The sequence below is a fragment of the Paenibacillus sp. HB172176 genome (assembly GCF_011947265.1).
Lineage (GTDB): Bacteria > Bacillota > Bacilli > Paenibacillales > Paenibacillaceae > Pristimantibacillus.
In genome coordinates, this window is sequence record NZ_JAATHD010000015.1 from 1 (window position 1) to 18,173 (window position 18,173).

Sequence of the window (18,173 nt, forward strand, 5' to 3'; positions counted from 1 at the left end):
CGACTTTGATTCAGCGTCAACTCCAACACTGGATCGCCGCTTTGCCCAGCTACATCAAGGCCTACCTACCTATTTCAAGCTGCGAAAGTTGAGTTAATAAAAAAAATTCATGAACATTTTATCGTGAAAGCAACTTATAAGCAAAAAAGCCATTTCATCAGAAGTGGCTTTTCGTCAGTTTATGGAATATCGAATCCTTCTACAGGTTCCATCGGCTTGAAGTATCCCTTAATACAATTCGAATTGATGACGCAGATTTGGATATGATTCATCTCCTTGAAACCCGCACCTGGATATAACTCTCTACCCTCAAAGAATACTCCTCTTACTGAATCATAAGGTTTTTGTCCAGTTTCCTTATTATACTCATGTACAGCTTGGATCACGGCACAATCCAAATAACGTCTTAGCAGATCTTTACTCTCGTTACCGAAGCCATACTTATTCTCAGGCATTGGCGTATCCAAGTTTTTGAATTTAATCTTCAGTATCTCGTAGCCTCTTCTTAGAACCTCCAATGAGCTTTGCTCCAATAAATTCAAGCAATGACCTAAATCAATTATAGCTCCAAGTGAAGCAGGCTGTTGGATCGGCTTTCTTGACCTATTGGGATAATCCCTTAGCATTTGAGCATAATCAACGGCACGCTGGTGGTTGTTTTCCCAAAAATAAATACCGGGACCGAGCCAGTCATAATCATTGTCGCTGGAACGCATTTTATCGTCGTGAAGCAATATTCTTTCAGCGACAGCTTTATCGCAGCCATGAAAGCCGAGTACAAAATTTGGTAAATTAGAATACATCATTTCTCTTGATAGTGTGGAGAAAGCTTGCCATCCTTATCCACGATACCTGCCTTTTGTAAGAACTCCAAGGAGTCTCTGCGCGGCTCCGCACTTATTTTTTTAATGTACTCATCCATGTCACGGATGTACTTTTTCATTTTGGCTGTTGTCATGCTTTCCACCTCACAAGCAGATTGTTTCTTATTTATCCATTATAACATAAAAGAAATATTCCACCTATGGGCTTTAAAATTATAATTAATGTATTTATTCAAGTGTCGGAATCCTAAAAAAGACAAAATAAAAACCCTCAAGAGAGGGTGTGATTTCGGTAGTGGTGGAGCCTAGGGGGATCGAACCCCTGACCTCATCGCTGCCAGCGATGCGCTCTCCCAGCTGAGCTAAGGCCCCGTTTGTCAATTTGGCGACAAGATAGATAATACCATGTCCGTATAGAGTATGTCAATCGAAATATTCCCCGAAATAGTAGCGCGCTACCGATGAAATTTCGGAGAATGTCCCGTCACCTGTTTGAATTGCTTGGAGAAGGAATACGCATCGGGATAGCCCAGTTGCTCCGCAATTTCGCTAAGGGATAAACTCGTGTCGCTCAGCAGATATTGCGCTTTCCGAATGGAAGCGTGAATTTGGAATTGCTTTGGCGTAACGCCATAATAGCGCTGGAATAATCGGGAGAATTGCTTGGACGACAATTGAGACAGAGAGGCCAACTCCTTCACCGATTGCCGCCGCTCCGGGAATCTGACCATTAGCTCGCGAATCCTCTCTATCCTTCTTTCCTTCCCCCTGCCTCCATTCCCGAGCTGCGAATGGAGAAGATCCATCAGAATTTCGAACAGCACGGATGAACATATCCTGTCCCGCCCCTCTGCCTCCGGCTTCATGAAGTAGGCATACAACCGCTCGAACTTCTCGCGGAACCCATAGGCCGAATCTGGCTCTAAAATCAAGCAGAAGGGCTCCTCGCTCAGCGGAACCTCCTTCATGCTCGCATTGCTGTATATGCCGAACCGGATAGGCATAATGGCAGGCAGATCTTCCCCATTGGCGCTTGAGCTATGTCCGAAACCGTTGCTCACGAAAATGACTTTACCCGCGCAGAGCTCCTCCTCCACTCCCTCGAGCCAATAGCTCCCCCGTCCGCTCTTCACATAGAGAAGATGCAAATCCGCATTGCGCCGATCCTTCTCAATCTGCCAGGAAGGGCCGACTGTCAAGTCAAACATCTTATGAATTCGAAAATGCTTTTCGAATGGAATGCCGTTCAACAATTCCTTGAGTCGATCTGCCGCTCCAGCATGCCTCATGTCTCTTTTTGACATCCCCATCCGATTTTGACATTGTATAATATCCCTCAAACCCATATTATCAAAAAAGAAATGAGATAACCACTCATAGATCTGAATGAACGGAGAGTGACTCTTTTGACAAAAAAGAAAAATATATTATTCTTCTTCACGGACGATCAGCGCTTCGATACGATTGCCGCGCTTGGCAACTCTGCTATTCATACCCCAAATATGGATGAGCTTGTCCGCAGAGGCGTTTCCTTCACACAAGCCCATATTCCTGGAGGCACGGTAGGCGCGGTATGCATGCCGAGCAGAGCGATGCTTCATACCGGAAGAACGCTGTTTCACCTCGAGAGGGACGGCTCTGTCATTCCGGAGGAGCATGCCTTAATGGGCGAGACGTTCCGGGAAGCCGGATATCGAACCTTCGGAACGGGCAAGTGGCATAACGGCCCCGAAGCGTTTAATAGAAGCTTTGAGGAGGGCGACGAGATTTTCTTCGGCGGGATGGCCGATCATTGGAATGTGCCGGCGAATCATTACGACCCTTCCGGCGCTTATCCGAACAGAAGACGCATTATCGACAATCCGTTCTACGAGCGTCATATCAGCAGGGAAAATATTTGCGACCATATTCATCCCGGCAAGCATTCCAGCGAGCTGTTCAGCGATTGCGCCATAAGCTGGCTCGAGCAAGCTGACCCGGCAGATGCTCGGCCCTTCTTCCTCTATCTTGCCTTTATGGCGCCGCATGATCCGAGAAGCATGCCGGAGCGTTTCAAAGCGATGTACGACCCAGATCAAATCGAGCTTCCCGACAACTTTCTCGCTGAGCATCCCTTCGACTTCGGCGTCAGCGGCATTCGGGACGAGGTGCTGGCAGCGCAACCGCGCAAGCAGGAGGAGATGAAAGAACATCTCGCGGAGTATTACGGTATGATCTCGCATCTCGATCATGAGCTGGGCAAGGTGGTCGATTGCCTGAAGAGGAGGGGCGTATACGAGGATACCATCATTGTATTTGCGGGAGACAACGGACTTGCGCTCGGACAACATGGCCTGATGGGCAAACAAAGCTCTTATGAGCATAGCGTGAGAGTCCCGCTGCTATTCTCGGGACTTGGACTGCCTGCTAATGAGCGCAGAAATCAGTATGTTTATTTGCTGGATATTTTCCCGACCTTATGTGAATTATCGGAAATTGACATCCCCTCCAGCGTGGAAGGAATCAGCCTGCTCCAAGCCATGTCCGATCCCGACGCTCCAACCCGCGATGAACTCTATCTCGCATACGGCGATTGCGTTCGAGCAGTGAAGAATGACCGCTATAAGCTCATCGAGTACAGCACGGCATCCATGCAAGCAACGCAGCTGTTCGATCTGAACGGGGATCCTTCCGAGAAGGCAAATTTAGCCGATAACGAAGAGCATAAACCGCTATTACACCATCTTCGAACTCGCTTACAGTTTCACAGAGAAGCATCGGGAGATGACAGGCATCCCGTCGGTCAAGCCTTCTGGGACAATTACAGCAAGCGTTAAACCGAACAAGATCGTCCCAATAAGACAAGCGCGGAAGCATCCACTGCTTCCGCGCTTGCTATTTGATAACCTATTTGCGATCATCCGAGGGCTTGGACAGCAGGCTGTTAAGCTCCTTCATGAACATGTCGATATCCTTGAACTGACGATAGACCGAAGCGAATCGCACATAAGCGACTTCATCGACGGGATAGAGCTGCGTCATGACGATGCCGCCGATATCGCTGCTATCCACTTCCGCATGGGCGGTCGTGCGCAGCTCCTTCTCCACCTCGGATACGATAACCTCAAGCTGCTCCATCGCTACCGGACGCTTCTCGCAAGCGCGAATAAGTCCTCTAAGAATCTTGTCCCTCGAAAATTCCTCCCGACTGCCATCCTTCTTGATGACGATCAGCGGTGTTTCCTCAATCATCTCGAAGGTAGTGAAGCGGCGGCTGCAGCCTTCGCATTCGCGTCTGCGGCGGATGGATTTGTTCTCATTGGCAGGCCTTGAATCAAGCACCTTGGTGCCGCCATAGTCGCAATAAGGACATTTCATTGTGATAATGCCTCCTTTCTCCTCCCAATGTAAGCTTCAAAGCTTCCTTCATCCAAATTATTTTTCATTTCCAGACGTTTCCTGTAATGAAGATCGAAATTTCGCACATAATACAGTTACCAACCGCAAGGAGGTGAACAACAATGAGCAGCAGCAACAACCTGGTAGTGCCGCAAGCGACAGCAGCTCTGGACCAAATGAAGTTTGAGGTCGCACAAGAGCTGGGCATCGCGATTCCGCAAGATGGCTATTACGGAAACATGGCAACGAAGGATGCAGGTTCGATCGGTGGTTCCATCACCAAACGCCTGGTTCAAATTGCCGAACAATCCCTGGCCGGTCACAAATAATGATTCATCGCAGTTGTAAGAATAACGGTACCTTGAAGCGGTCGTCCCGAAGCGGCGGCCCTTCTTGGTTTCTATCCTTAGAAGACAGGATACAAATCTTTGTATTTATTATAATAATAAATAACCCGTTGTACATAATGTCTTGTTTCTCCAAACGGTATTTTTTTCACCGTTTCCATCTGTCCGTCCCATTCTCCCGAATCGAGCCATTTCCGCACATTGCCCGGACCGGCATTATATGCAGCGACCGCTGCCACCACATTATGATCGAATTGCTCGCTCAGCGAGCTTAGGTACCAAGAGCCTACCTCGATGCTCACATCCGCGCGATGGCGAAGCATCTCTTCATCGACTTCCGTGAATCCCGCCTTGTCCACAACCCAGTCCGCCGTATCCGGCATCAGCTGCATAAGTCCCAACGCGCCCTTCTTCGACTCCTTGCCTGTCTCGTAATTGGACTCCGCACGTATGACCGCTGCGACGAGATGCGGCTCCAGATCATAGTTTGCCGCGGAGGCGCGAATATCATCCTTGAAGTGAATCGGGTACATCCAATTCGCCAGCCATTCCGATTTCAGAAAGAGAATTGCGAGTATACCTGCGATGATGAGCAATAACAGCCGTCTTCTCATTCTGCCCCGATTTTTCTTCATGGCAGCCCTTGGCTCTTCCAGAACGCCAGCACCTGAGATCTGGTCTCTTCCAGAGAACCGCTATTATCAATAACCCAGTCGGCATGCTTTCGCTTCTCTTCGATATCCATCTGCAAGGCTACGCGGCGCTCTGCTTCCTCATGACCCATCGCCTCTCGCTGCATCAGCCTCTCCGCTTGCATATACGCCGGTACATAGCTCACCAGAATGCCTTCATAAAGCTTCTCTTGCTTTGTTTCGTATAACAAGGGCACGTCCGCCACAACCAGTCCGTTCGGATGTTGTTCGTCTTCTGCCCGCATTCTCTTCTGCATCTCCTGACGTATTGCGGGATGCAGAATGGCTTCCAGCTCCTGCAGCGCAGCCCTGTCCTGGAATACGATGCCGCCAAGCTTCTTGCGGTCCAACGAACCATCCTCTCGGAGGACGGCTTGTCCGAACCGGGAAGCAACCGCGGCGAGCGCGGGCTCCCCGGGCAGCACGACCTCTCTCGCCACTTCGTCGGCGTCAACCAGATAGGCTCCAAGCTCGACCAGCAGCCTGGCCACCGTGCTCTTGCCGCTCGCGATCCCTCCCGTCAGACCTATCCTCATTGCTCTCACCTCGACTTCTTGCGAAAATTGTATGCCTTTCTGATCTTCCTCTACAACAGCTTCATGATTCCAATCATAATCAATAGTATGCCGGGCAGCACGGACAAGGCGTTCATGGTGCGGGTTGTCGCGAAGCGAAGGCCAATTTGCGTGCCGCTTATGAGGAACAACGCGCTGGATACCGCGATGACAATCGCCGTCAGCAGCGCTGGCAAACCGAGCAGTGCAGCGCCGAGTCCCGCTCCGAACGCGTCGAGGGACAGCGCGACGCCCAGCATGAACGCTTCTCCCGGCGATATAACGCCGGAACGGTCCACATCCGCCGCTTGCGGCGTCCGCAGAATTTGAATAACCAGTCCCAGACTCTTCAGCTCCAGCTTGATGACTGACAGGGTCTCGGTTGTTGTGTCGTCGGCGAGCCGCGCTTCTCTATTCGAAGAATCCGCTTCGCACTTGTTGTCCGGCCCGTTATTATCCCGCTTGCTTCTGGCAAGCTGGAACAGCGCCCAACAGCCGATCAGGATCAGGATGAAAGCTCCGATCCATTTGGCGGCCGAGGCGCTGATCCAAACACTCAGCCATGCGCCAGCCTGCATCGACAACCAGATAATGAGACCGGAGCAACAAGCGATAATGGCAACGGACAGAACCGGGATTCTAATCTTTCTCAGCCCATACGTAACGCCAACGCCAAATCCGTCTACGCTGACGGCGAAAGCAAGCACCATCAGAGACAATACATGTGCAACCACTCTCAAAAGCTCCTCTCCGCGGGCGAATGCCTGCTTGGCGCGCAGCCGCTGCGCTGGCCAGAACTAAGGCATTCGCCTATGATTCGTAACATCATCATATGCGGAGATCGCTTTCTCGTGCACAATTGAAACAAACCGCTTAACGCTTCACTCTCTTCTTCAGAGGCTGGCACGCTTTGCAAATATGCGTGCCTCTTCCCCCGACAACAAGCTTCTCGATCGGCTTCGAGCAGCTTGGGCACGGCATGTCCCTCTTGCCGTAGACCAGCAGCTGATGCTGGAACATGCCCATCTCGCCCTGTCCGTTCACGTAGGACTTGATTGAAGAGCCTCCCGCCTCGACAGCGCGCTCGAGCGTCGAGCGAATTGAATCATGCAATCTGCGCCATTCCGCAGCCGTCAGGCTGTCGGCATTGCGCTCGGGATGGATGCGCGCCTGAAACAGCGCTTCGTCGACGTAGATATTGCCGAGCCCGACCAGATGCTCCTGATTCAGCAAGAGCGGCTTGATGCGTGTCGCTCTCTTCTGCAAGCGCTCGCGCAGCGCCTCCAGTGTGAACGCAGGCTCCAGCGGCTCCATGCCCAGCTTCCCAAGCGGAAGCGACACCAGATCCTCTCCCGGCAAGAACAGATGCATCGTTCCGAATTGCCTCACATCCTTATACCGAAGATCCGTGCCGTCATCGAAGTGGAAGATCACATGCGTATGAAGCTCGACAGGCTCGTCGGAGCCGAACACCCCGTATCGTCCTTCCATTCTCAAATGCGAAACAAGCACAAGGCCGTCCAATATAATCCGCAGAAACTTCCCTCTGCGCTCCACCGTCTGTATCGTATGGCCGGCCAGAGCGTCCGCGAATTGCTCGGGCTCCGCCGGTCTCTGTATAATTCGCGGAAGCTTCACGGTCACCTTCTCGATCCGCTTCCCCGCTACAAGCTCGATTAATGTTCTTCTAACTGTCTCTACCTCCGGCAATTCCGGCATATCCGCTTCACCTCAGCTTCCATTATACTTGAAATCCCCGTATAATGGCTTCCCCATTCCTTTACTTCGCTTCATACCAATTGCTGCCAAAGCTCACATCCGCCTTCAACGGAACATCGAGCTTAAGCGCGCCCGACATGACCTCCGGCAGGAGCTTCTTCATGATCTCAAGCTCGTCCTCAGGCACCTCGAACACTAATTCATCATGCACCTGAAGCAGCATGCGGCTCTTCAATTCGCGTTCCCGAAGCGCTTCGTCCATCTGCACCATCGCCAGCTTGATAATATCCGCGGCCGTCCCTTGAATCGGCGTGTTCATCGCCGTCCGTTCCGCGAAGGAGCGCAGATTGAAATTGGAGGCTTTGATCTCCGGCAGATAACGTCTGCGACCGAGCAGCGTCGTCACATAGCCGTCCTCCTTCGCTTTGGCGACGATATCGTCCATATACTTCCGAACGCCCTTGAATACGGCAAAATATTGCTCGATGAACCTCGAGGCGTCCTTGCGCGTAATGCCAAGATTTTGCGACAGGCCGAAGTCGCTGATGCCGTATACGATTCCGAAGTTGACGGCCTTCGCCGAGCGGCGCATGTTCGAATCCACTTCCTCCGCAGATACGCCAAACACGTCCATCGCGGTCTTCGTATGAATGTCCATGTCGTGAATGAATGCTTCCTTCAAGTTCTCATCGTCGGATATATGCGCCAGCACACGGAGCTCGATCTGCGAATAGTCGGCCGCGAGAATCGACCAGCCGGGCTCCGAGGGAACGAACGCTTTCCGAATTTGACGGCCTTCCTCCAGCCGAATCGGGATGTTCTGCAGGTTCGGGAATTGGCTGCTGAGCCGCCCCGTTGCCGCAATCGTCTGCCGATAATACGTATGCACCTTGCCGGTTTCGCCGCGAATCTCCTTGAGAAGCCCCTCCACATAAGTGGACTGCAGCTTAGAGAGCTGACGATACAGGAGAATCTGCGGAATAATCCCATGATAAGGCGCAAGCTCCTCAAGCACCTCCGCGTCGGTCGAATAACCCGTCTTCGTCTTCTTCTTGGCCGGCAAGCCCAGCTTCTCAAATAGAATCTCGCCCAGCTGCTTCGGTGAATTAATATTGAACTCGACTCCCGCTTGTCCGTAGATATCTCTCATAATCGCGGCGAGGCGACCCTCCAGAGCGCTTCCCAGCTTCTGCAGCTCCTCCTTCTCCACCTTGATGCCTTGATGCTCCATCCCCGCAAGCACGCGGGAAATCGGCTGCTCCAGCTCGAAATACAGCTTGCTCATGTCCGTGCGTTCGAGCTCCGATGTCAAGATTGGGGTCAGCTTGCGGACCGCATCCGCCTTCAAGGCGAGATGCCGGAACAAGCTTTCGTCGTCCGGAACCTTGAATTTCGCTCCCTTGCCGTACACTGCTTCGTCGGACGGCAAGCCGCTCAGTCCTTGCTTCTCGTTGATTGCGCTGAGCGTCAGCGAGCCCTCGGTCGGATCAAGCAGATAGGAGGCGAGTTGCACGTCGAAGGCGGTCCCTCCAAGCTTCAAGTCCGCCCAATTCATCGCAAGCTCGGCCTTGTGAAGATCGAAGCCGAATTTCTCGCTATTCTCGTCCGCAAGCCAATTTCTCAGCTTATCCGCGAAAGGCAGCTTCACCGCAGCAATCCCCAGCACGAATACTTCATCCTCGAACGCGATCGACATGCCAAGCAGCTCGGCTTGATGCGGATTCTCTCCGATAGCTTCAATGTATAGACCAGGCTTGTCCGCCTCAGCCGCCAATCGTTCTGTCAGCCGCTCAAGCTGCTGCGCATCGTTGTCCGAAGCAATAATCGCAACCTTCAGCTCCGCGGCAGCCGTCTTGGCATCCTCCTCCGAAGCGCCGTTGTCCGCTTGAAGCTCCAGCCGCTCGAGCAGAGATTTGAATTCCAGCTTGCGCAGCGCTGCGCCAAGTTCGCTGCTGTCATAGCCGCTGTAACGAAGCTCTTCGACGCCCTGCTCCATAGGAACCTCGCGGAAGATCGTAGCGAGCTTCTTGCTCATGAGGGCGTCCTCCCGGTGCTTCTCCACGTTATCCTTCAGCTTGCCCTTCAGCTTGTCGAGATTGGCAATGACATTCTCCACGCTCTCAAACTCGTGAAGCAGCTTAAGCGCCGTTTTCTCGCCCACTCCCGGAACGCCCGGTATATTATCCGAGGTATCGCCCATGAGTCCCTTCAGATCGATGATTTGCAGCGGCTCGAGACCATAGCGCTCGCCGATCGCCTCCGGCGTATAGAGCTCGACCTCGCTGACGCCTTTGCGCGTGACCGCAACCGTAACGCCTTCGGAAGCCAGCTGGAGCATGTCCTTGTCGCCGGTGACGACGATGGTCTGCACGCCGTTCTCGTCCGCCATCTTCGTAAGCGTGCCTATGATATCATCCGCTTCGTAACCGGAAATTTCGAATTGCTGAATACCGAAAGCCGTAATCAGCTCCTTAAGCACGGGGAATTGCTCCGACAATTCCGGAGGCGTTTTCTGGCGGCCGCCTTTATATTCACTGTAGCCCTCATGTCTGAACGTAATTTTGCCTGCGTCGAAGGCGACCAGCACATGGGTCGGCTTATGCTCTTCGAGCAATTTAAGCAGCATGGTCGTGAAGCCGAAGATCGCGTTCGTATGCTGGCCGGCCGAATTCGTCAGCGGCGGCATAGCGAAAAAGGCGCGATAGGTAATGCTGTTGCCGTCAATCAACATCCATTTATCCATAGGGTTGGTCAGCACCTCAATTCTAATAAATTCACTTTCTACTATACCACAAAATGGGCTTTTCCCAAGCGTCGGCTCGGGAAAAGCCCATTGCATTCAATCCTGGCGGAATGCCGCCGGTTTGCCAAGCAGATAGCCCTGCGCGTAATCGACCCCCATCTTTTTCAGCAGCGTCAATTCTTCATTCGTTTCTATCCCTTCGGCAATGAGCGATACGTTCATCTTCGCTCCAATCTCCATCAGCGTATGGAGCACATGCCGCTTCATATCGTCCTCGTGAATATTCTGAATGATGGAACGATCCACCTTGATGAAATCCGGTCGCAGCTCCACGATCGATTGCAGGGAGGAATAGCCCGCCCCCACGTCGTCGATGGCGATCTGATAGCCTTGGCTGCGATAATGCTCCAGCACCTTCTTCACGGCCGGATAATCGGCGATGGAGCTTCTTTCCGTAATTTCGAATACGATCGTGTGAGGCTTCAGCCGATGCTCCTCCAGAAGCGATATCGTCTGTCCCGGCGAGAAGCCCGGATCCTCCATAATTTGCGCCATCACGTTTATGAACAGCTTCTGATCCCTCTCGAGTCCGGAACAATGATCGATGGCATTCTCTCTCGCAAGCCGATCCAAAGCGTACAGCTGCCCCGCGCTTTCCGCGAATTGAAACAGCTGCTGCGGGCCTTCGAACCAGCTCCGGTCATGAAAGCGGGTCAACGCTTCATACCCGAATACATGTCCCTCGGATAAGGAGATGATTGGCTGATATACGGGGTATATGCTTCCTTTCATCGCAAGCAGACGCTCGAACGATTTCTGCCGCAGGCTTCGCTCCATCGCGTCCGCGGATTGGCCGTGCAGAATCGCCCGCTTGGACGCTTCGTACCACATATTCTCCCCGTCCCGGAACTCTTCGCGAACGACCACGGATACTCCGACATGCAATCGACCGACAGCCCTGTCATTCTGAAGCAATCCCTCCTGAAGGCGAAGCAATTGATTCTCCCAACTTTTTGTTTCCTGATAGGCAAGCTCGAGCAGCCAATCCTCAAGCCTCGCTAGCTCGCCTTCAGGCAAGCTGACAGTTATGAACAGATCATTGCTGATCCATTGCTTCTCTGCTTGAAACAGGTTCGATTGAAACCAAGTCTCCGTCTCTCGGCTCGCAAAGCTCTTCCAAAGCTGCTGAAGCGTCTCTCCATTGCCCTCTCCCGGCGTCTTTGAACGCGAGGACCATGACAGATAGATCATGCCGCAGCTTCCGGCGGATCCGTTCATTTGATTGTTGCTTCCGTTATTCGCTCCCAGATGTCTCACGATCCCCTTCGTCCCTCTCCTAGATACATAGCCGTCACTTGCTCCATTACGTACACGCTGCCCCTATGAGCCTTGGCCCGCTTCTTCAGCAAAGCCGCCAGCTTGGACACCTCTTCCGGCGTCAGCTGGGATTGCCCGTCCCATTGCAGCACAGAGAGCGACAAGGTAACGCCATCCTGCCGCACGAGTCTTCCCGACCGATCCTCTACCGTCGATACATCCATGCCGCCGTAGAAAGGGATAACGCCGGCGTCGAACGCTTCGATTGCCGTCAGACAAATGGCTTCCGCGTCTCGATCGTTCACGATCGCGATGAAATCATCTCCGCCGATATGCCCGATGAAATTGCCCGTCGCCTCTCCATGCATAATCGTCTCCTCCAGCAGCTGCGCAAGGAATCGTATTAATTCATCTCCGAGCGAGAAGCCGAAGCGATCATTGAACCATTTGAAATAATCCAGATCGATATAGAGCACCGCCATCGGCTCTCTCGCCACAATTCTCCGCTTAAGCTCGGATTGAATGCCCGCATTCCCCGGAAGTCCCGTGAGCGGATTCGCGGAACGAGCCTCCTCGGTGCGGAGCGTCGTCATGCATTCCAGAATCGAACGAATCGACGCGGCTCCAATCAACTTCTCTTCCCTCGTAATGAGCACGATGTCGTACAACTGCGAATAATCCCTTGCCATGGCGAGCTGCGAGACCTCTTCCACGGGAACAGCTTCATCCACGACGAGCGGCTGATTATCCATAATCCGTTCCACGGAGCGATGCCAGTAAAGCGGCAACCCGAATTGTCCGGCAAGCATTTGATGGAGCTTCTCCTTCATGAGAAGACCCAGGGGACGTCCATTCTTGGCAATGACGGCTCCTTGCGCTTTGGGATGCGTATCGAACAAGTAGGACACTTCGGATACTCTTGCGTCGGGCTCGAAGTCGAATACCGGAGAAGCCAGCATGCCGATTGTGTAATGCTGCTGCCCTTGCGGTATGGGAGCGATCCGATCCGGGGAGCCGTTCTCTCTGCCCGTCTTCTTTTTGCTGCTCTCCGCATGGCCGTTATACGCGCTTTGCTCCATTGCGTCCAGCATGCTCCGGTACAATGCCTCCTCCGCCGAGTCATGATCGCATGACGCGATATAAGAGCTGCCCGTTTGGAAGCCGCCAGATCGATTGTCTTCCCCGGCTCCTCCCGACTTAAGCGCATGCACAAGCTGTCTTGCGGCAAGCGCCGCCACTTCGGGAGCAGGCTCTCTGCCATCCTCGAATCCGAAGAAATAGAAGCAGTCGCGTCCGAGACTTTGCTTCCAGAACAAGCCCCTGACCCGCTGCTCCCACGATGCGAGCGAGTCGCTCGCGGCAGCGCGCGAATCCTGCAGATGAAGATAGATAACGGCCGCTCCGCCGCTGCGGCAGCGCGACTTCAACGCTTCAATCAAATTCGGATGAAACAATCCCTTTCCCGTCTTCTCCATAGAAGATCCCCTTAACCCTGAAGAGCGTCATTTTGATTAGAACCTGTATTCGTCTATGTATAGAAAAAGACAATTTCTAGCCGCGAGGCAGCTCATGAAAATTGTCTTAAAAGGACCTGCCTGTAAGCCCATAATGCATAAAGTGTCCGGTACTCAGCCGAATCGTCCCGAGATATAATCGCTGGTCTCCATCTTCTTCGGATTGGTGAACATCGCTTCCGTCTGATCGAATTCAATCAGTTCTCCGGACAGGAAGAAAGCCGTTCTGGAGGAGATTCGAGCAGCCTGATGCATATTGTGGGTCACCACAACGATGCAATACTCCTGCTTCAGCTCGGAGATCAGTTCCTCGACCTTCGCGGTGGAGACCGGATCGAGCGCCGACGCCGGCTCATCCATCAGGATAATATCCGGCTTGACGGCAATCGATCTCGCGATGCACAGACGTTGTTGCTGACCGCCGGACAGCTTGAGCGCGGAGGTATGCAGACGATCCTTCGTCTCCTCCCATAACGCCGCCTTGCGAAGCGATTCCTCGACCAGCTGGTCAAGCTTCTTCTTGTCCTTGAGGCCATGATATCGCGGTCCGAACGCGATATTCTCGTAGATCGATTTGTGGAATGGATTCGGGCGTTGCCATACCATGCCGATACGTCTGCGAAGCAGGACCACATCCGTCTTCGGCGAATTGATATCCTCGTCGCCAATCCAGATCTCGCCCGTCATTCGCGCGTTCGGAATAAGGTCGTTCATCCGGTTCAAGGTGCGAAGGAAGGTTGATTTCCCGCAGCCCGACGGACCGATGAGCGCCGTCACTTGCTTCTTCTCGAAGGACATGGTCACATTCTTCACGGCTTTGTGATCGCCGTAGAAGACGCTGAGATCGCGTACAGAAATGCCCGCATCTTGATTGGAACTGTTCGCGGTCGCTTTCGTGGTTACTGTTGCTGTCGTCATAAGCTGGACCCTCCTATTTGGTAGCGGTAAACTTGCGGTACATCAAGCGTCCGATCCATCTCGCGAGCAGATTGAACAGGAGCACGGTAATAACGAGCATGGCCGAAGCAGCGGCCGCAATCTCCGCGGCATCCGGCGCCAGGCCCTCCGAATTGATCTTCCAGATATGAACGGCAAGCGTCTCCGCCGGCCGGAACGGATTAAGCGGCGATACGGGATCGAATGGATTCCAATTCGTGAAATCAAGTCTAGGCGAGCTCATGCCTGCCGTGAACAACAAGGCTGCGGCTTCGCCGAAGACGCGTCCGGCGGCAAGAATCGTTCCCGACATAATAATCGGAAGCGCGATCGGAAGCATCGTGGAGGAGATCGTCTTCCATTTGGTCATTCCGAGCGCAAGGCTGGCTTCCTTCTGCTCGCGCGGCACACTCTTGAGCCCTTGCTCGGTAATCCGCACCATGAGCGGCAGATTGAATATCGTGAGTGCAAGCGCCCCCGCGAATAAGGAGAAGCCCAGGCCGAAGAAATTGACAAGAAGCAGCAAACCGAACAGTCCGACGACGATGGACGGGAACGAGGACAGCACCTCGACGACGAGACGAATGAAATCCGTCACCTTATTGTCCTTTGCGTATTCGCTCATATAGATGCCCGCCCCGATGCCAAGCGGGATGGTAATGATCATCGTCAGCACGAGCAAGAAGATCGAATTGAACAATTGCGGTCCGATACCTCCGCCCGCGCGAATCGATTCCGGCGGTGAGGTTAAGAAATCATAAGAGATGTGGCCGAGGCCCCTCACAAGAATGAATCCAAGCAAACCGATCAGCAGCAGAACGATGAGCGCCGAGACTCCGATAATAACTGCGGTTGCGATTTTATCTACTGTTTTTGGTTTCATCATCTTAATTTCGACCCCCTTTCCAGAAGACGTACGATAAAGACGAACACGAAGGTCATCAGCATCAAGATGAGGGCCAGAGACCATAGCGCGTTATTATGCGGCGAACCGGTAACGGTGTTGCCCATGCTGAGCGTAATGGCGCTTGTCAAAGTCGAAGCGGATTCGAACAGGGAATGCGGCACGAACGGCGCGTTACCGATTACCATCTGCACGGCGAGCGCTTCGCCGAACGCTCTTGCGATTCCGAGAACAACGCCGGTCATAAGCGCCGGCAGCGTCGTCGGAAGCACGACGCGATATATCGTTTGCCAGCGGGTAGCGCCAAGCGCGTAAGACCCCTCCTTCAGCCCTGCTGGAAGAGAAGCAAGCGCATCCGTGGCAACTGTAGTCATAGTCGGTAATATCATAATCGAAAGCACCAATGCTCCCGCCGCGATTCCCACGCCTTGGCCGGGGAAAATATCGCGAAAGAAGGGAACGATAATCGTAAGTCCGACAAAGCCGTATACAACGGATGGAATGCCGGCGAGCAGCTCGATGACCGGCTGCAAATATTTGCGTCCGAGACGCGGCGTAATCTCTATCATGAATAAGGAAGCACAGAAGCTGAGCGGCGCTGCGATGACAGCGGCCAAGATGGATGTGCTGAACGATCCGAAGATGAACGGAAAAGCTCCGAATGATGGAACCTCGGCCTCCGGCGCCCATTTCAATCCGGTAATTAATTTGATGACATTGACATGATCCTTGAAGAACGTGCCCAGACCCTTGGATGCTACAAAATAAACCATCGCCACAATCGTGACGACAAGAATGAGGACGCAAATTCCCGTATAGATTTTCCCTGCCCATTCTTCAACGAAATGATTATTTTGAGCTTTCTCTTTAACTATTGTTTGCGCCATAGTAATCTCCTCTGCGGAGCTCGAAAGAGGCAGATGGATATCCGCCTCTTCGTTACTCGGAAATGGAAGCCTTTAGGTTTACTTGTTCGAAATGTTGCCGTCGATGTCGCGAACGATCTTCATTTTGCTTGCAGGGATGTAGCCAAGCTCTACGACAAGCCCCTTCTCGCCTTGAATCGCGTCGTCGTTCAACATGTAATCGAGGAATGCGCCGACAACTTCGTTTGGCTCGCCGTTCGTGTACATGTGCTCGTAAGCCCATACCGGATATTCGCCTGTTGTCACGTTCTCTTCTGTCGCTTCAACGCTTTCGTATTTCACTGTTTTGATGGAATCGTCCAGGTAAGACAGGGCAAGATAACCAATAGCGCCCGGCGTTTCAGCAACCAATTTCTTAACTGTGCCCGAGGAATCCTCTTGAATGGAGCCTTGAAGATCTTCCGTCTTTTGCCCAAGAGCGTATTTCTCGAAAGTAGCGCGTGTGCCGGAGCTTGAAGGACGGTTGATGATGACGATTTTCTCGTCCGCGCCGCCTACATCTTTCCAGTTCGTTACTTTGCCTGTGAAGATGTCAACGAGCTGCTGCTTTGTCAGATCATCGATGGTAACCTTAGGGTTAACAACGGTAGCCATGGCTACAACCGCTACTTGATGGTCGACAAGAGGAGCTGCTTTATCCGCATCAAGCTTCTCGGCCGCGAACACATCGGAGTTGCCGATATCATTCTGCTTCTCGGCGATTTGCGCGAGGCCGGTGCCGCTGCCGCCGCCTTGTACTTGAATCGTTACGTCTTTATTGTCGTTCATGAACAATTTCGAAGCTTCGTCAACAAGCGGTTGAAGCGCTGAAGAGCCGGTTGCCAGGATGGAGCCCTTCAATGCCGCAGGTTCTTTCGTCGGTTCAGCAGTCGGATCGGCAGTAGCTGTCGCTGCGCCCGTATTATTTGTCGCAGGAGTGTTGTTGTTCCCTCCGTTGTTATTGTTGTTTCCGCATGCTGCCAGTGTGAAGGTAAGTACGATTGCCATGATCATCATCAGCGATTTCTTCATTTCCTTTTTTTCCCCTCTCGCGATCCAATTTGTTTTTGTTTACAAGATTCATTGTAGATGCCCGTCATTAACCTAATGTTTTCACTTTGTAAAATTTATAATTAATTCTCATAGAATTTTTCTATGATACTCCATATAATATAGATATAATCTAGTATGCATGGAGGTACATAATGAGTTTGTTAAAAATGAAGTTGATAGTCCTCATGGAACGATACAAACAAATCACGGCTGTCGCGAACGCGCTGCAGATCAAGCAGCCTACAGTCAGCTTTCATATGAAGAAAATGGAGGAAGAATGGGGCGTGAAGCTGTTCGAATCGCGTATGGGCAAGGTGCTGCTGACGAAGCACGGCAAGCTGCTGCTGCATTACGCCTCCCAGATCGATCAGCTTTATACGGAGGCCGAAGCCAAGCTGGGCGCGGCCTCGCGGCAGCAGAAGGAACGATTCGTCGTCGGCTGCACGGCAAGCGCAGCGGCATACGCGTCGCAATCCGCCATTCTCCGGCAATTAGCGGCAATTTCGAGCGGCGTCTCGGTGTCTATAACGCTCGGAGAAGAAGAGGAGCTTCTAAGACGGCTTCATGCGGGCACGATCGATTTGTTGCTCGCCGGCTCCTCGGACAGGCAGCTGCCCGACTCCGCCTCCTATCGGGAGCAAGCAGTCCTGACATCCGAGCTAAGGCTTGCCGCTCCAACAGATCATCCGCTTGCAGCTATGTCCGCGATCGCTCCGCAAGAACTCCATGATCGCGACAGGCTTGAATTGAATGACGACTCGCTCCAAGCCTCCATCCGCCGCTGGGCGCGTCAATCCCCTCCCGCCGCTTCGTTTGGAACGGTGGACCTGCTGCTCAAGGCTGTTCAATCGCTGGGAGCGGTTGCGATCTTGCCCGCAAATGTACTTCCCGAGGACGAAGCGGGCTGGACTTTTCTGCCTCTTGCTGGAGATGCCCCCAAGTGGGAGCTTATTGCAAGATGGCGCGCCGCCTACTGGGACGGCGAGCTAATGGCTCGGGTTGTTGCCGCGCTTGCTTCTTCCTAAGCTGGAATTTCTCCCTCTTATTTCACTAAACTAACTTGATATTGAGGGTTATGCTGGAATTTCTCCTGTTCTTATCGTGAAGATCTTCAAATATAACAGTGTTGCTTAATTTATGCTGGAGCTTTTCCACTTTAATCGACTGTGAAGACCAGAACAGCCAAATGTACTGGAGATATTCCTGTATATCCATCTTTGCCGCCGAAGGGTCCGACATCACGGGCAATGAGCGCTCTGCACGCGACAAAAAAACCGTCCATGCAGA

18 protein-coding genes and 1 tRNA gene are annotated in these 18,173 nt (G+C 52.6%); 3 read left to right on the forward strand and 16 right to left on the reverse strand.

The genetic code is table 11. The annotated features are described in order from the left end of the window. Positions 1-179: 179 nt before the first annotated feature. From HFP08_RS18215 to HFP08_RS18230, 4 genes are all read right to left on the reverse strand, one after another. The gene (locus tag HFP08_RS18215; protein ID WP_206109281.1) at positions 180-806 is read right to left on the reverse strand and encodes a hypothetical protein; all 627 of its coding nucleotides are present in this window, start codon (positions 804-806) and stop codon (positions 180-182) included. Next, the gene (locus HFP08_RS18220; protein ID WP_168122043.1) at positions 803-958 is read right to left on the reverse strand and encodes a hypothetical protein; all 156 of its coding nucleotides are present in this window, start codon (positions 956-958) and stop codon (positions 803-805) included. Before HFP08_RS18220 ends, HFP08_RS18215 begins: the two co-directional genes overlap by 4 nt. A gap of 162 nt (positions 959-1,120) precedes the next feature. Beyond that, positions 1,121-1,196 (reverse strand) — tRNA-Ala (locus tag HFP08_RS18225). Between the two features lie 83 nt (positions 1,197-1,279). Beyond that, positions 1,280-2,113, reverse strand: coding sequence for an AraC family transcriptional regulator (locus HFP08_RS18230; RefSeq protein WP_168122044.1), 834 nt, complete (start codon positions 2,111-2,113; stop codon positions 1,280-1,282). A gap of 117 nt (positions 2,114-2,230) precedes the next feature. Here HFP08_RS18230 and HFP08_RS18235 point away from each other — a divergent pair, with 117 nt between their 5' ends. Then, entirely contained in the window at positions 2,231-3,640 is a 1,410-nt protein-coding gene (locus HFP08_RS18235) for a sulfatase family protein (RefSeq protein WP_168122045.1), read from the forward strand. Between the two features lie 70 nt (positions 3,641-3,710). On the opposite strand, the gene nrdR is transcribed toward HFP08_RS18235, so the two are convergent. Further along, positions 3,711-4,181 carry a transcriptional regulator NrdR gene (nrdR, locus tag HFP08_RS18240; protein ID WP_168122046.1) on the reverse strand — a complete coding sequence of 157 codons (471 nt, stop codon included), beginning with the start codon at positions 4,179-4,181 and terminating at the stop codon, positions 3,711-3,713. A gap of 143 nt (positions 4,182-4,324) precedes the next feature. Between nrdR and HFP08_RS18245 the strand changes: the two genes are divergently transcribed. Continuing rightward, positions 4,325-4,531: an alpha/beta-type small acid-soluble spore protein gene (locus tag HFP08_RS18245; protein ID WP_168122047.1), complete on the forward strand. Its 207-nt coding sequence runs from the start codon at positions 4,325-4,327 to the stop codon at positions 4,529-4,531. Between the two features lie 77 nt (positions 4,532-4,608). On the opposite strand, the gene HFP08_RS18250 is transcribed toward HFP08_RS18245, so the two are convergent. The 11 genes from HFP08_RS18250 to HFP08_RS18300 all read right to left on the reverse strand — a co-directional run bounded on the left by HFP08_RS18250 (position 4,609) and on the right by HFP08_RS18300 (position 16,865). Further along, entirely contained in the window at positions 4,609-5,184 is a 576-nt protein-coding gene (locus tag HFP08_RS18250; protein ID WP_168122048.1) for a lytic transglycosylase domain-containing protein, read from the reverse strand. Then, entirely contained in the window at positions 5,181-5,777 is a 597-nt protein-coding gene (gene coaE, locus HFP08_RS18255; RefSeq protein WP_168122049.1) for a dephospho-CoA kinase, read from the reverse strand. Before coaE ends, HFP08_RS18250 begins: the two co-directional genes overlap by 4 nt. A 50-nt stretch (positions 5,778-5,827) precedes the next feature. After that, on the reverse strand, positions 5,828-6,529 hold the full coding sequence (gene ytaF / locus HFP08_RS18260; RefSeq protein ID WP_168122050.1) for a sporulation membrane protein YtaF: 702 nt from the start codon (positions 6,527-6,529) through the stop codon (positions 5,828-5,830). Between the two features lie 139 nt (positions 6,530-6,668). Next, entirely contained in the window at positions 6,669-7,514 is an 846-nt protein-coding gene (gene mutM, locus HFP08_RS18265) for a DNA-formamidopyrimidine glycosylase (protein WP_168122051.1), read from the reverse strand. Positions 7,515-7,575: 61 nt separating this feature from the next. Further along, the gene (gene polA, locus HFP08_RS18270; protein WP_168122052.1) at positions 7,576-10,257 is read right to left on the reverse strand and encodes a DNA polymerase I; all 2,682 of its coding nucleotides are present in this window, start codon (positions 10,255-10,257) and stop codon (positions 7,576-7,578) included. Between the two features lie 96 nt (positions 10,258-10,353). Continuing rightward, positions 10,354-11,574, reverse strand: a complete 1,221-nt coding sequence (locus HFP08_RS18275; protein ID WP_168122053.1) for an EAL domain-containing protein — start codon at positions 11,572-11,574, stop codon at positions 10,354-10,356. Further along, positions 11,571-13,049: a GGDEF domain-containing protein gene (locus HFP08_RS18280; RefSeq protein WP_168122054.1), complete on the reverse strand. Its 1,479-nt coding sequence runs from the start codon at positions 13,047-13,049 to the stop codon at positions 11,571-11,573. Before HFP08_RS18280 ends, HFP08_RS18275 begins: the two co-directional genes overlap by 4 nt. Positions 13,050-13,202: 153 nt before the next feature. Then, on the reverse strand, positions 13,203-14,006 hold the full coding sequence (gene pstB / locus HFP08_RS18285; protein ID WP_168122055.1) for a phosphate ABC transporter ATP-binding protein PstB: 804 nt from the start codon (positions 14,004-14,006) through the stop codon (positions 13,203-13,205). A 13-nt stretch (positions 14,007-14,019) separates the two neighbouring features. Next, positions 14,020-14,907, reverse strand: coding sequence for a phosphate ABC transporter permease PstA (pstA, locus tag HFP08_RS18290; protein ID WP_168122157.1), 888 nt, complete (start codon positions 14,905-14,907; stop codon positions 14,020-14,022). After that, positions 14,907-15,815: a phosphate ABC transporter permease subunit PstC gene (pstC, locus tag HFP08_RS18295; protein WP_168122056.1), complete on the reverse strand. Its 909-nt coding sequence runs from the start codon at positions 15,813-15,815 to the stop codon at positions 14,907-14,909. Before pstC ends, pstA begins: the two co-directional genes overlap by 1 nt. A gap of 78 nt (positions 15,816-15,893) precedes the next feature. Beyond that, positions 15,894-16,865, reverse strand: a complete 972-nt coding sequence (locus HFP08_RS18300) for a phosphate ABC transporter substrate-binding protein (RefSeq protein ID WP_168122057.1) — start codon at positions 16,863-16,865, stop codon at positions 15,894-15,896. A gap of 173 nt (positions 16,866-17,038) precedes the next feature. On the opposite strand from HFP08_RS18300, the gene HFP08_RS18305 reads away from it, so the two are divergent. Next, positions 17,039-17,911, forward strand: coding sequence for a LysR family transcriptional regulator (locus HFP08_RS18305; protein ID WP_168122058.1), 873 nt, complete (start codon positions 17,039-17,041; stop codon positions 17,909-17,911). Positions 17,912-18,173 lie beyond the last annotated feature (262 nt).

Coding starts and splice junctions, on each gene's coding strand:
- HFP08_RS18215 (WP_206109281.1), bottom strand. CDS start 806: ATGATGTATTCTAATTTACCAAATTTTGTACTCGGCTTTCATGGCTGC.
- HFP08_RS18220 (WP_168122043.1), bottom strand. CDS start 958: ATGACAACAGCCAAAATGAAAAAGTACATCCGTGACATGGATGAGTAC.
- HFP08_RS18230 (WP_168122044.1), bottom strand. CDS start 2,113: ATGAGGCATGCTGGAGCGGCAGATCGACTCAAGGAATTGTTGAACGGC.
- nrdR (WP_168122046.1), bottom strand. CDS start 4,181: ATGAAATGTCCTTATTGCGACTATGGCGGCACCAAGGTGCTTGATTCA.
- HFP08_RS18245 (WP_168122047.1), top strand. CDS start 4,325: ATGAGCAGCAGCAACAACCTGGTAGTGCCGCAAGCGACAGCAGCTCTG.
- HFP08_RS18250 (WP_168122048.1), bottom strand. CDS start 5,184: ATGAAGAAAAATCGGGGCAGAATGAGAAGACGGCTGTTATTGCTCATC.
- coaE (WP_168122049.1), bottom strand. CDS start 5,777: ATGAGGATAGGTCTGACGGGAGGGATCGCGAGCGGCAAGAGCACGGTG.
- mutM (WP_168122051.1), bottom strand. CDS start 7,514: ATGCCGGAATTGCCGGAGGTAGAGACAGTTAGAAGAACATTAATCGAG.
- polA (WP_168122052.1), bottom strand. CDS start 10,257: ATGGATAAATGGATGTTGATTGACGGCAACAGCATTACCTATCGCGCC.
- HFP08_RS18280 (WP_168122054.1), bottom strand. CDS start 13,049: ATGGAGAAGACGGGAAAGGGATTGTTTCATCCGAATTTGATTGAAGCG.
- pstB (WP_168122055.1), bottom strand. CDS start 14,006: ATGACGACAGCAACAGTAACCACGAAAGCGACCGCGAACAGTTCCAAT.
- pstA (WP_168122157.1), bottom strand. CDS start 14,907: ATGAAACCAAAAACAGTAGATAAAATCGCAACCGCAGTTATTATCGGA.
- pstC (WP_168122056.1), bottom strand. CDS start 15,815: ATGGCGCAAACAATAGTTAAAGAGAAAGCTCAAAATAATCATTTCGTT.
- HFP08_RS18300 (WP_168122057.1), bottom strand. CDS start 16,865: ATGAAGAAATCGCTGATGATGATCATGGCAATCGTACTTACCTTCACA.
- HFP08_RS18305 (WP_168122058.1), top strand. CDS start 17,039: ATGAGTTTGTTAAAAATGAAGTTGATAGTCCTCATGGAACGATACAAA.